The 12,542-nt window shown below is 65.2% G+C and carries 14 protein-coding genes; 3 read left to right on the forward strand and 11 right to left on the reverse strand.

Features of this window, described 5'->3' with window-relative positions; all coding sequences use genetic code 11:
• Positions 1-17: 17 nt before the first annotated feature.
• On the forward strand, positions 18-1,241 hold the full coding sequence (gene flgL / locus RT688_RS07720; RefSeq protein WP_313704263.1) for a flagellar hook-associated protein FlgL: 1,224 nt from the start codon (positions 18-20) through the stop codon (positions 1,239-1,241).
• A gap of 131 nt (positions 1,242-1,372) precedes the next feature.
• Here flgL and RT688_RS07725 read toward each other — a convergent pair whose 3' ends face one another.
• Positions 1,373-1,840: a GNAT family N-acetyltransferase gene (locus RT688_RS07725; RefSeq protein WP_313704264.1), complete on the reverse strand. Its 468-nt coding sequence runs from the start codon at positions 1,838-1,840 to the stop codon at positions 1,373-1,375.
• A gap of 6 nt (positions 1,841-1,846) precedes the next feature.
• Between RT688_RS07725 and RT688_RS07730 the strand changes: the two genes are divergently transcribed.
• Entirely contained in the window at positions 1,847-2,002 is a 156-nt protein-coding gene (locus RT688_RS07730; protein WP_313704265.1) for a hypothetical protein, read from the forward strand.
• 12 nt (positions 2,003-2,014) lie between these two features.
• Here RT688_RS07730 and RT688_RS07735 read toward each other — a convergent pair whose 3' ends face one another.
• Positions 2,015-2,788: a helix-turn-helix transcriptional regulator gene (locus RT688_RS07735; protein WP_313704266.1), complete on the reverse strand. Its 774-nt coding sequence runs from the start codon at positions 2,786-2,788 to the stop codon at positions 2,015-2,017.
• 143 nt (positions 2,789-2,931) lie between these two features.
• Between RT688_RS07735 and RT688_RS07740 the strand changes: the two genes are divergently transcribed.
• Complete coding sequence (locus RT688_RS07740; protein WP_313704267.1) at positions 2,932-4,161, forward strand: MFS transporter; 1,230 nt, start codon at positions 2,932-2,934, stop codon at positions 4,159-4,161.
• Positions 4,162-4,255: 94 nt separating this feature from the next.
• Here the strand turns inward: RT688_RS07740 and RT688_RS07745 are convergent, their stop codons facing one another.
• From RT688_RS07745 to fliL, 9 genes are all read right to left on the reverse strand, one after another.
• Entirely contained in the window at positions 4,256-4,909 is a 654-nt protein-coding gene (locus tag RT688_RS07745) for a PEP-CTERM sorting domain-containing protein (protein ID WP_313704268.1), read from the reverse strand.
• Between the two features lie 219 nt (positions 4,910-5,128).
• A complete protein-coding gene (locus RT688_RS07750; protein WP_313704269.1) occupies positions 5,129-7,513 on the reverse strand; it encodes an EAL domain-containing protein in 2,385 nt (794 codons plus the stop codon).
• A 205-nt stretch (positions 7,514-7,718) separates the two neighbouring features.
• The gene (gene fliR, locus RT688_RS07755) at positions 7,719-8,567 is read right to left on the reverse strand and encodes a flagellar biosynthetic protein FliR (protein WP_313704270.1); all 849 of its coding nucleotides are present in this window, start codon (positions 8,565-8,567) and stop codon (positions 7,719-7,721) included.
• 10 nt (positions 8,568-8,577) lie between these two features.
• On the reverse strand, positions 8,578-8,847 hold the full coding sequence (gene fliQ, locus RT688_RS07760; RefSeq protein WP_313704271.1) for a flagellar biosynthesis protein FliQ: 270 nt from the start codon (positions 8,845-8,847) through the stop codon (positions 8,578-8,580).
• A 10-nt stretch (positions 8,848-8,857) separates the two neighbouring features.
• On the reverse strand, positions 8,858-9,607 hold the full coding sequence (gene fliP, locus RT688_RS07765) for a flagellar type III secretion system pore protein FliP (RefSeq protein WP_313704272.1): 750 nt from the start codon (positions 9,605-9,607) through the stop codon (positions 8,858-8,860).
• Positions 9,597-10,505 carry a flagellar biosynthetic protein FliO gene (gene fliO, locus RT688_RS07770; RefSeq protein ID WP_313704273.1) on the reverse strand — a complete coding sequence of 303 codons (909 nt, stop codon included), beginning with the start codon at positions 10,503-10,505 and terminating at the stop codon, positions 9,597-9,599. Before fliO ends, fliP begins: the two co-directional genes overlap by 11 nt.
• Complete coding sequence (fliN, locus tag RT688_RS07775; protein WP_313704274.1) at positions 10,502-10,921, reverse strand: flagellar motor switch protein FliN; 420 nt, start codon at positions 10,919-10,921, stop codon at positions 10,502-10,504. The genes fliO and fliN overlap by 4 nt, the downstream gene beginning before the upstream one ends.
• A 15-nt stretch (positions 10,922-10,936) precedes the next feature.
• Entirely contained in the window at positions 10,937-11,917 is a 981-nt protein-coding gene (gene fliM, locus RT688_RS07780) for a flagellar motor switch protein FliM (protein ID WP_313704275.1), read from the reverse strand.
• Positions 11,918-11,926: 9 nt separating this feature from the next.
• The gene (gene fliL, locus RT688_RS07785; protein WP_313704276.1) at positions 11,927-12,460 is read right to left on the reverse strand and encodes a flagellar basal body-associated protein FliL; all 534 of its coding nucleotides are present in this window, start codon (positions 12,458-12,460) and stop codon (positions 11,927-11,929) included.
• Positions 12,461-12,542 lie beyond the last annotated feature (82 nt).

The following is a 12,542-nucleotide window of genomic DNA, read 5'->3' on the forward strand; positions in this document are numbered from 1 at the left end:
CAGCGGAGAATACAAACATGCGCATCAGTACCAGAAGCATCTTCGAGAACGCCACCACCCAGCTCAACACGCTGCAGTCGCAGATGGCGAAGACCCAGAACCAGCTGTCGACCAACCGGCGCATGCTGAGCGCCGCCGACGACCCGATCGCCTCGGCGCGCGCGCTGGAAGTGACGCAGTCGCAGTCGCTCAACACCCAGTACGCGACCAACCGCGCGAACGCCAACGATTCGCTGGCGCTGGTGGAAAGCGCGCTCAACGACGGCGCCGACCTGATCATGGACGTGCAGACCCTGGTGGTCCAGGCCGGCGGCGGCGCGCTGTCGAAGGAGCAGCGCCTGATGCTGGCGGCCGAGGTCGAAGGGCGCATGCAGGACCTGCTGGGCGTGGCGAACAGGGCCGACGGCAACGGCGGCTACCTGTTCTCGGGCTACAAGGGCAGCACCGTTCCTTTCATGCAGACCGACAGCGGCGCCATCTACCAGGGCGACCAGGGCCAGCGCATGCTGCAGGTCGGCCCCTCGCGCTCGATCGCGATCAGCGACTCGGGCAACACCATCTTCGAGAACAACCGCACCGGCAACGGCAGCACCCAGACCATCATGGTCGACGGCAACAAGGGCGGGGCGGTTGCCAACTCCGGCTCGGTGACCGACGCCAGCAAGCTGACCGGCCACAATTACACGCTGGAATTCAAGGTCAGCGGCAGCCCGGCCGTGACCACCTACAGCGTGACCGACGAGAGCACCACGCCGAAGAGCGTGGTGCTGGCCGACGAACCCTATGTCTCCGGCAAGCAGGTCGCCTTCGACGGCACCTCGTTCGCGATCAGCGGCGCCCCGGCCGACGGCGACAAGTTCGAGGTCAAGCCAAGCCAGCGCGAATCGATCTTCACCACCATGACCAACCTGGTCGCGGCCCTGCGCGCATCGGACGACGACAGCGCCAGCCTGGCCACGCTGAACAACAAGCTCGCGACCGCCAGCGAAGGCCTGAAGTCCTCGCTCGACAACATGTTGACCGTGCGCGCCTCGATCGGCTCGCGCATGAAGGAACTCGACTACCTGGACGACTCGGGCTCCGACCTGGGCCTGCAGTACTCGGGCACCCTGTCGCGGCTGCAGGACCTGGACATCGTGAAGGCGATCTCGCAGTACGCGACCCAGCAGACCACGCTGGAAGCGGCGCAGAAGTCGTTCAAGACGATGTCGGGGCTGTCGCTGTTCAACTACATCGGCTAAAAGGTTGCATGCCTGGCGTAGGGTGGGTTCTCGAACCCACCGTTGCGGCCGGTGCGTTATCGGGCCGCGGCTTTTTGCTGCGTCGACCGATCTGCCAGCGCATTGCAATGCGTGCCGGCTTGAACGCACTGTCAGGCCACGTCGCCTGGGTACCTCAGCGTAAGACGCAGCATGTCAAAGTGCTGTATCCCGTTCTCGAAGATTGGTTCGGGGTAGTGCTTGACGAAGAAGTCATGCTCGATGCTCGTCACCCGAAAACCATGCCTCTGGTAGAAGGCAAGCTGATAGCCAAACGCGCCAGTGCCTACCTCCATCCGTCTTGCGCCAGCGTTTCGAAAGAAGTCAACGACCCACCTCAGTAGTGCCGTGCCATGTCCGGCTTTCTGATGGGTTGCTTGTACTGCGATGCTCATCAGCTCGTATGCGCCTGCCCCTAACGGCTGGACGACACATGCGCCAACCACCGCCCCATTACTTGAAGCAACGAAGCATCGTGAACCGGACAGATAGGAACGAAGCTTTTCTTCCGAAGGATCGGCAAGCAGCAGGAGCTCCAGGGGAGCGTTCTGTTCAAGAACTTCTTGAATCAGCAGTGACATGGGGGGATGTTGCCTGACTTGTTATATCTCGCAAAATTGCAATCTAACACGGAGTCTTGCGATGCCAATGCGTATCCGGCTGCCGGTCTGTTCTATTCGCCGCTGGCCATGCTCGGCGTGTACCTGGCGCGCCGCCGCGCCAGGCGCGGCTTCGACGATTAACATCGCACCGGCCTACCGGTAAAAGCTCGACGGCGGTACCCCGAAGTGGCGCCGGAACATCGCGGCGAAGGCGCTCTGGCTCGCGTAGCCGCAATCGAAGGCGACGTCGATGCCTTTCCTGCCCTGGGCCAGCTGCTCGAGCGCCGACAGCAGCCTGGCCTGTTCGCGCCAGCGCGCGAAGGTCATGCCGGTCTCCTGCGAGAACAGGCGGTGCAGCGTGCGTTCTCCCATGCCGAGCGATGCGGCCCAGTCGCGCGCCTGCGCCGGGTTGCCGGGCTGGTCGATCAGGGACTGGCAGAGCGACTTCAGCCTGGCGTCGTACGGCATCGGCAGGTGCAGGGGGATCGCGCTCGAGACGCTCAGCTCGTCGAGCAGCAGGCCGACCAGGCGTTCTTCGCGCGGGCCCATGTCGCGGTCGAGCGGAATGCGCACCGCTTCCACCATCAGTTCGCGCAGCAGCGGCGAGACGTTGATGACGCAGGTCTGTGCCGGCAGGCCGGGCGCCGCCTGCGCGTCGATGTAGGCGGTGCGCATCTCGACGTCGCCCGACATGATGACGTTGTGGCGCAGGCCGGCCACGATCCACAGGGCGCGGCTCGGGGGCACGACCCAGGAGCCGGCTTCCGAATGCACGATCATGACGCCCTTGATCGCATACAGCAACTGGCCGCGCGGGTGGGAATGCCAGCCGGTCACCGTCCCGGCGGGCAGGGTGTTTTCCATGGCGACCAGCGGCCGCGGAAGGTCGTGGAAGTCCTGGTGCCGGTTCTTGACAGGTGTCGCCATGGCAGGAACTCTACACCTTTTGGCAGATGAGCGCGAGACGGCCTGACTTGGCACGCCTACACTGGCGGGCTGGCGCTGCCTGCGCGCAGCTTTCGTTTTCCTCGCAATATACGTACGCAATACGTACGCAACACCGTCGCCCCATGACCACCAGGACTTCCATCGACAGCCCGGCCGCCGCCGCTACCGTGACGCCGGCAGCCGGACAACCCAGCACCACCTTCTTTGCCGGCATCGTCGGAACGGCTGCCTTCGCGCACTTCCTGAACGACATGATCCAGGCCATGCTGCCCGCGATCTACCCGATGCTGAAAGGCCAGTTTGCGCTCAGCTTCGGCGAGATCGGGCTGATCGGGCTGACCTACCAGGTCACGGCCTCGCTGCTGCAGCCCTGGGTCGGCCTGTACACCGACAAGCACCCGAAACCCTACCTGCTGCCGGCGGGGATGATGGTGACCCTGCTCGGCATCGCCCTGCTGGCCCTTGCCGGGAGTTTCGAGATGCTGCTGCTGGCGTCGGCCGTCATCGGCGTCGGTTCCGCCACCTTCCACCCGGAAGCCTCGCGCGTGGCGCGCATGGCCTCGGGCGGGCGCTTCGGCACCGCGCAGTCGGCGTTCCAGGTCGGCGGCAATTCCGGCTCCGCGATCGGCCCGCTGCTGGCCGCCGCCATCGTGATCCCGCACGGCCAGCCGGCGATTGCCTGGTTCATGCTCGCGGCGCTGGTCGCCGTCGCCGTGCTGCTGCGCCTGACCGGCTGGACGCTGACGCACGGGCACGCCCAGCTGAAAGGCCTGGCGCGCAACCAGAAGGCGGGACTGGGCCGCGCCGAGGTGATCCGCGCGGTGGCGGTCATCTGCGTGCTGATGTTCGCGAAGTTCGTCTACATCGCCTCGTTCACGAATTACTTCACCTTCTACCTGATCCAGCGCTTCGCCCTGAGCGTCGAGCAGAGCCAGCTGTTCCTGTTCATGTTCCTGGCGTCGGTGGCGATCGGCACCTTCGCCGGGGGACCGGTGGGCGACCGCATCGGGCGCAAGGCCGTGATCTGGATTTCCTTCCTGGGCGTGGCGCCGTTCGCGCTGGCGCTGCCATACGCCAACCTGTTCTGGACCGCGGTCCTGGCCGGCATCGTCGGCCTGGTGATGTCCTCGGCCTTCTCGGCGCTGGTGGTCTATGCCCAGGAAGCGGTACCCGGCCGCGTGGGCCTGGTGTCGGGCCTGATGTTCGGCCTGATGTTCGGCATCGGCGGCATCGGCGCCGCCGGCCTGGGGCAGCTCGCGGATCACAACGGCATCGTCTGGGTCTACGGCCTGACGTCCTTCCTGCCGCTGCTGGGACTGGCGACGGCGCTGTTGCCGGAGACGCGCAAGTAGCGCGGTAAGCCTGCGCGCGTCGCGCGAAAAGACACAGGGCCGCTGCCGGAAAAACGGCGCGGCCCTGTTCGCTTCTTGCGAGGAAGTTGCCTGCTTACTTCACTGCACAACGGCGCCTTGCATAGGCGGCGCCCAGCATGGCGACGCCGAACAGGGCGATGCTCGACGGTTCCGATACCGGCGTGCCATTGATCGTCAGGCTGGCCGCGCTCAGCTTGAAGTTGTTCGAGCCCCAGGCCTCGTCGCCGAACCACAGGTAGAACTTGCCATCCTGCGCGATCTTCGTGAAGACGTCGGCGTGGGTCTTGGCGTTGATCTGGAACAACTGGGTGGTCTGGCCTTTTTTGCTCTGCATGTCCATCAGGTTGGACGTGCGGTGCGAAGGCGTGTCGGCGATGATGACGCGCCAGTCTTCCGCGACCGGAATGAAGCCCAGGAAGTAGTTGTAATCGTTGGTCTGGCTGAAGCTCAGCGACAGCGACAGGCTGTCGATGCTCTTGTAGTCCAGGTGGCTGAAATCGAAGGTGTCGCTGAAGCGCGTGCAGCCGGTCTGCGTATCGCGCACCGTGATCGACGCGCTGTTCAGGGTGTCGCAGGAATTGCCTCCGGTATTGGCTTTGTCGCCGCGGCCCGGTGCGCTGCCGTAGTTCTTGTCGATGCTGCCCAGGGTGATCACGCCGGCATTGGCGGAGAAGGTACAGGCGGCCAGCATCAAGGCGGGGAGGGCATGTTTCAGGATGGTGTTCATTGTCTCTCCAGGGAGTAGGTTTATTTTCAATACAAGTAACCATCTAGCAATATTAATGCCAATAGGAAAATATCGTAAGAAAACAACAACTTAGTTGTTGAAACGCATGGCGTCGAACGACAGTTGTAAGAAATTCCGACAGGCAACTGCCGCGCCAAGCGGAGGGGGACGCGAAGCGGCGCCGGCGCAGCGCCCGCGTCATGGCAAGCACGAGGGCGCCTAGCCCGGTAGGCGCGCGTCGTTGCAGACCATGGCCTGCAGCTTGTCCTGGGACAGGGCCGGGCTGAAATAAAAACCCTGCATCTGGTCGCAGTCGTGCTGGCGCAGGAAGGCGAGCTGTTCCAGCGTTTCCACGCCTTCGGCGATCACCTTCAGCTTCAGGCTGTGGCCGAGGGCGATGATGGCGCGGGTGATCACGGCGGGGCCGTCCTGCAGGTCGCCGCCGAGGAAGGAGCGGTCGATCTTGATGACGTCGACCGGGAATTTCTGCAACTGGCTCAGGCTCGAGTAGCCGGTGCCGAAGTCGTCGATCGACAGGCGCACGCCCAAGGCCTTCAGTTCGACCAGCGCCTGCGTCGCCTCCAGCGGGCGGTCCATCAGCTGGCTTTCCGTCACTTCCAGTTCCAGCATGCGCGGATCGACGCCATGGCGCTCCAGCACCTCGGCCAGGTGGCGCGCGAATTGGCGCTGGCGCAACTGCCGCGCCGACAGGTTGATCGAGATGACGAAGTCCTCGATGCCCAGCGCGCGCAGGGTCTTGAGGGTGCCGCAGGCCTGCGCCAGCACCCATTCGCCCAGCGGCACGATGAGGCCGGTTTCCTCGGCCACGGGAATGAATTCCTCGGGCGGGACCAGGCCGTGTTCAGGATGGCGCCAGCGCACCAGGGCTTCGGCGCCGATCACCTTGCCCGTGCGCAGGTCGACTTTCGGCTGGTAGCCGAGGGTCAGTTCGTCGTTGCGGATCGCCCGGCTCAGGCTGGCTTCGAGCAGCAGGTGCCGGTGCACGGCCTGGTTCAGTTCGGTGGAATAGAACTGGCAATTGTTCTTGCCCAGGCTCTTGGCGTGGTACATGGCGGCGTCGGCGGCGCGCATCACGCGGTCGACGTTGTCGCCGTCCAGGGGAAAGAGGCTGACGCCGATGCTGGTGCCGGGCACGATTTCCTTGCCCGCCACCTCGATCGGCGCGCCGACGCTGCGGCGGATGCGCTCGACCAGGTCGGCCACGTGCTGGATGCTCGGCTGGTCGCGGATGACCAGCACGAATTCGTCGCCGCCGACGCGCGCGACGGTGTCGTCCTCGCGCACGCTGGCGCGCAGGCGGCTGGCGATTTCGCGCAGCACCACGTCGCCGGCTTCGTGGCCGAAGGTGTCGTTGATGTACTTGAAGTTGTCGAGGTCGAGGAAGGCCAGCGCGCCCAGCAGTTCGTTGCTCGCAGCGAATTCGATCGCGCGCTTCAGTTCGTCCTGCAGCAGGGTGCGGTTGGCCAGCCCCGTGAGCGGGTCGTGGTGGGCCAGGTGGTGCAGGCGGCGCTCGTAATGGCGGGCCTCGGTGATGTCGTTGATGACGGCGACAAAATGCGTTACGTCGCCGTCGAGATCGATCACCGGATCGATGCGCAGGTCGTTCCAGAAGATCTCGCCGTTCTTGCGCCGGTTGCGCAGCACGACGCGCACGCTTTCCTTGCGCACCAGGGCATCGTGGATGCGCTTGTGTTCCTGCACGTCGCAGCCTTCGATGCGCATGAAGCGCGGGTCGGTGCCCTTGATGTCGGCCAGGGCGTAGCCCGTCATCTGCTCGAAGGCGGGATTCACGTATTCGATGTGGTTCTTGCCGTTCGCATAGCAGGTGATCACGATCGCGTTGACGCTGGAATAGATGGCCCGCTCGCGTACCCGCATCCCCTGTTCGCTCTGCTTGCGCGCCGTGATGTCGAGCCCGGTGCCGAATACGCAGGGCAGGCTGCCGAGGCTGGTGCGCACGCAGTGGAACAGGAAGGTCGTGCGCTTGCCGTGCTTGCCGAGCAGTTCGGCCTCGTGCGAGGAACCGTGCTGGTCGAAGGCGTCCATGATCTTCTGCACGATGGTCGGCCGGTCTTTCTCCGCGAAGAAGCATTCCACTTGACTGGTGGGTATTTCCTCGCTCGACATTTCGAGCGCTTCTTCCAGCTGGTGGTTCCACAGCAGCAGGTGGCCGCTCTGGTCGATCACGTAGAACACGCAGGGCAGGCCCTCGATGATGTCGGCCACCGGCAGGTCCTGGATCAGCGAATAGCGCGAGGGTCCGTGGCCGTTCCGGGGAATCATGATGACGCTGAAGCTGCCGGGCAGGTCCAGATCGTAGGACTGGGGCGCGATCGTGATCCGCACCGGCAGGCGCTTGCCGTTGGCACAGACCAGGTTGCCGGTGGAATCGATATCGGCGCGTGCCGCGATCGACAAGGCGGAGCCGTCAGGATCGTCGAATTCGACGATCCGGGCCAGCGTCTGGTGGCGGATGTCGGCCGCGGTGTAGCCGGCCAGCTTTTCGCAAGCCTTGTTCCAGCTCGTGATCATGCCCTCGGCATCGACCACGAAGACCGCAAGCGGCAAAGGTGACAGGTTCAACGCGCCCTCCGGGACCGTTGTGCGCTCGCGTCCAGCCGGGCGCGTTTCAATCGGTTCATGATAGCGCAGCAACCGGTCCAGTGCGAGCGGTGATTGTGCGCGTGCGCGGCAGGCGGGCGCGGCTGGAGACGGGGGATTATTCGTGATCCGGGGTCACGAATTGCCTCGAGATTATTGATTTCCAGGCAATAATATTACCGGACTATCAGCCGGCGGGAGCGGCGGGCGCCGCCGGCAGCGTGGCGGGTGGCGTGGCCGGTGGCGCCACGCGCTCGGCCGCGCTGCGCGGGATGCGGCGCCCGGCCTCGATGCCTTCGTTGAACAGGTTGACGATCGGCGTGCCGAGGTAGGGCAGGGCCACGCTGATCGTCAGCAGTCCGACCCCGAGCGTGATCGGGAAGCCGATGCCGAAGATGTTCAATTGCGGCGCGGCGCGCGTCAGGATGCCGAGCGCGACGTTGACGATCAGGAGCGCCGCGAGGATCGGCATCGACAATTGCAGGCCGGCCGAGAAGATGCGCGCGCCCCAGCGCACCACTTCCAGCGGCGCGGTGAGCGACAGCGGCGTGGCCGAGATCGGCAGGCTGACGAAACTTTCCGACAGCGCCGCCAGCAGCACCAGGTGGGCGTTCACGGCCAGGAAGGCCATGGTCGCGACCATCGACATGAACTGGCTGATCGCGGCCGTGCGGCCCTGGGTGGCCGGGTCGAAGAAGGAGGCGAAGGCCAGGCCCATGGTCGAGCTGGCCAGTTCGCCGGCGTACTCGACCGCCGCGAACACGATGCGCATCGAGAACCCCATCGCCAGCCCGACCAGCAGTTCCTGCACCAGGATCAGGAGGCCGGCCCAGGAGGTCGGGTCCATGGCCGGAATGGCCGGGACGGTGGGGGCGATGATGGCGGCCAGCAGCACGCCGAGCACGACCTTGACCGAGGTCGGCACGCTGGCGTGGCCGAACAGGGGCGCGGCCGCGATCAGCCCGAGGATGCGCGTGAGTGGCCACAGCAGGCCGGCGATCCAGGCGTTGATGTCCGCCGCGGCGAGGGTCAGCATCGACCAGCCACTAGCCGACCATGTTGGGAATGCCGGTGAAGACCTGGCGCATGTAGTCGAGCATCACCGACAGCATCCAGGGCCCGGCCACGATCAGGGCGATGAAGACCGCGACCAGCTTCGGGATGAAGGACAGGGTCTGTTCGTTGATCTGGGTCGCGGCCTGGAAGATGCTGACCACCAGGCCGACGATCAGCGCCACCAGCAGCAGCGGCGCCGACACCAGCAGCGTGATCTCCATGGCCGTGCGGCCCATCGTCATGACGGTTTCGGGCGTCATTGCGGCTCCCCTAGTTGAAGCTCTGGGACAGCGAGCCCAGCAGCAGTTGCCAGCCGTCGACCAGCACGAACAGCATCATCTTGAAGGGCAGCGAGATCACCGCCGGCGACATCATCATCATGCCCATCGACATCAAGACCGAGGCCACCACCATGTCGATGATGAGGAAGGGGATGAAGATGGCGAAGCCGATCTGGAACGCGGTCTTCAGTTCGCTGGTGACGAAGGCCGGGATCAGCACGCGCAGCGGCACGTCTTCCGGGCCCTGCAGGGCCGGCGTGCGCGAGATCTTGGCGAACATCGCCAGGTCCGACTGGCGCGTCTGCTTCAGCATGAAGTCCTTCAGGGGCGCGGCGCCGCGGTTCATCGCTTCGGTCATCTGGATGCGGTTCTCCTGCAGCGGCAGGTAGGCCTCGGTATAGATCTTGTCGAAGGTCGGTCCCATCACGAACAGGGTCAGGAACAGGGCCAGGCCCACCATCACCTGGTTCGGCGGCGCGGTCTGGGTGCCGATCGCCTGGCGCAGCAGCGACAGCACGATGATGATGCGGGTAAAACTGGTCATCATCAGCAGGGCGGCCGGCAGGAAGGTGAACGCCGTCATCAGGAGCAGCGTCTGCACCGGCAGCGAATACTGGGTGCCGCCGCCCGGCGCGGCGCTGGTGGTGAAGGCGGGGATGCCCGGCTGGGCCAATGCAAGCAGCGGCAGTGCTGCCAGCGCCGCCAGGCCGGCGGCCAGCAGGAGTTTCTTATTTCGCATTACGTTTGTCGATCGTCTGTTTGAGCCAGTCGGAAAAACTCGTCGCCGACGGCGCCTGGCCGGCCAGCGTGGCGCCGGATTGTACGCCGCCAGCCGCTGTGGCCTCCTGTTTCGGCATGGTCGCCAGCGCGTTGATGCGGCCCGGCGAGGCGCCGACCACGATCCACTGGTCGCCCACTTCCACCACCATGATGCGCTCGCGCCCGCCGATGTTGAGCGCGCCTACCATGCGCAGGTTGCCGCCGCCGCCGGCGATCTTCGGGCCGTAGCGCTTGGCCAGCCAGGCCAGGGCGGCCAGCAGGGCCAGCACCAGCACCAGGGCGAAGATGGTCTGCACCAGGCTGCCGGCCGAGGGACCGGGCGCCGGCTGGGGAATCGTCACCGGATTGGCCGGGGTGCCGGGAATCGCGGCCGGGGCGCCGGGCACGACCTGGGCCGGCGGCGTGTTCTCAGGGCTTTGCGCCGTGGTCGGCACTTCGCCGACGGTGGTGGCGCGTTCCTGCGGGGCGATGGGGGAGGGGGCGTTGCCTGCCGCAGGCGCCGGCGTGGCGGGACGGGAAGCGTTCGCGGGCGCGGTACGCGCCGGAGTGGCGGCTGGCGGCTGGGTGGCCGGCATGGCGGCGCCTTGTTGCTCGCGCGCCGCGGGTGCGGCCGGCGCCTGCTGCTGCGCCGGCGCCGCCGCCGCCGCCGGTTGGGCGGCGGCCGGCGATTCGGCAGCACCCTGCTGGGCCGGCTGGGCCGCGCAGGCCGCCAGCGGCATCAGGCAGGCCAGCGACAGCAAGGCGCTCGCCCCGCGCCTGCGGAATAAATGAGAAGGCAGCCGGCCAGTCCTTGCGGCATGGGCGGCTGCCCCCGATTCGTGTGCAGTCAGGCGGGCGGGGGCGAGCAGGGGCATCATTTATTCAATTTTCTGATCCGTTCCGAAGGTGTGATGATATCAGTGAGTCGGATACCGAACTTGTCGTTCACGACCACGACCTCGCCCTGGGCGATCAGGCAGCCGTTGACCAGCACGTCCATCGGCTCGCCGGCCAGGCCGTCGAGCTCGACGACCGAGCCCTGGGCCAGTTGCAGCAGGTTCTTGATGGCAATCTTCGTGCGGCCCAGTTCCACCGTCAGCTGGACCGGGATGTCGAGGATGAAGTCGATGTCGTTCGGCGTGTCCGGGCGCGGATTCTTGGTGCCGAAGTCCTGGAACACGGCGGTGCTGGCCTGCTGCTGCTTCTGCAAGGCGGCGGCTTCGGCGGCGGCCTGTTCGGCAATCGCGGCGCCCCAATCGTCGTCGAGGCTCTGGTCGTCCTGGGTGTCAGACATGGTGTTTCTCCTGAATTACTTGAAGCTGTCGCTATTGGCCAGCAATTTTTCGACCTTCAGCGCGTACTGGCCGTTCGAGACGCCGTAGGAGCATTCCATCACCGGCACGCCGTCGACGGTGGCCTGGATGGTCTCGGGCACGCTGATCGGGATCACGTCGCCGACTTTCATGTTGAGGATCTCGTCGAAGTTCGCCCTGCCGTGGCCGAGTTCGGCCACCAGCTCGACTTCGGCGACCTGGATCTGCTGGGTCATCAGGCGGATCCAGCGCTTGTCGACTTCCAGCGCCTCGCCCTGGATGCTCGAGGTCAGCGCGTCGCGGATCGGCTCGATCATCGAGTAGGGCATGCAGAAGTGGATCTGGCCGGAGACCGGGCCGAGCTCGATCGTGAAGGTGGACGATACCACGACTTCGTTCGGCGTCGCGATGTTCGCGAACTGGGTGTTCATCTCCGAGCGGATGTACTCGAACTCGATCGGATACACCGGCTCCCACGACTTGGTATAGGCCTCGAACACGATGTCGAGGATGCGCAGGATGATGCGCTGCTCGGTCTGGGTAAAGTCGCGCCCTTCGACGCGGGTGTGGAAGCGGCCGTCGCCGCCGAACAGGTTGTCGACCAGCAGGAACACCAGGCCCGGATCGAAGACCATCAGCGCGGTGCCGCGCAGGGGCTTCATGTGGATCAGGTTCAGGTTGGTCGGGACCACCAGGTTGCGGATGAATTCGCTGTACTTCGAGACCCGTACCGAGCCCACCGAGACCTCGGCGCTGCGGCGCAGGAAGTTGAACAGGCCGATGCGCAACAAACGCGCGAAGCGCTCGTTGATGATCTCGAGCGTCGGCATGCGGCCGCGCACGATCCGCTCCTGGGTCGCCAGGTTGTAGGTGCGGACTCCCGAGGTGTCTTCAGGCGCGGAAACGTCGTCCTGATCGCCGTTGACCCCCTTGAGGAGGGCATCGACTTCTTCCTGTGAGAGGAAATTATCGGCCATGATGCGTCTTTACTGGATGATGAACGAGGTGAACAGCACGTCGGACACTTCCTGCTCGTCGCCGCCTTCATCGAAGGGCGCCTGGACGACGGCCTTGATCTCGGCGGCCAGCTGCTGCTTGCCGGCGATGGTGCTGATCTCGGAGGCTTTCTTGCCCGACAACAACATCAGCACGCGGCTGCGTACCTTGGCCATGTTGTCCTTGACGAGGAGCGCCTGCTCGGGACCGTCGACCTGCAGGGTGAACTGGATCTGCAGGTACTGGTCGCCTTCCTCGCCCGGCTGCAGGTTGACCACGAACTGCTCGATCGGCACGTACTCGGCCTTGACGGCGGCTTTCTTCTCTTTCTTCTTTTTCTTCGGCGCTTCCTCGTGGGCCTCGGCGTCGCCGCTGCCGTGCAGGAAGTACCAGCCCGCACCGGCGCCGCCGCCGAGCAGCAGCACGCCCGCGATCGCGATGATCATGAGCTTCTTCTTCGAGCCGCCTGCCGGCGCCGCTGCGTCTGCCGCGGGGGCAGCCTTCGTTTTCGGATTCGCTTTCAAGATACCTCGGTGCCAGATGGAGTGCGTAATGATGACATTATCGAGAAAAAGTGCGCGACGGCAAGCATTGAAAAGAGGGGGG

The organism is Massilia sp. (assembly GCF_032106685.1).
GTDB lineage: Bacteria > Pseudomonadota > Gammaproteobacteria > Burkholderiales > Burkholderiaceae_D > Telluria.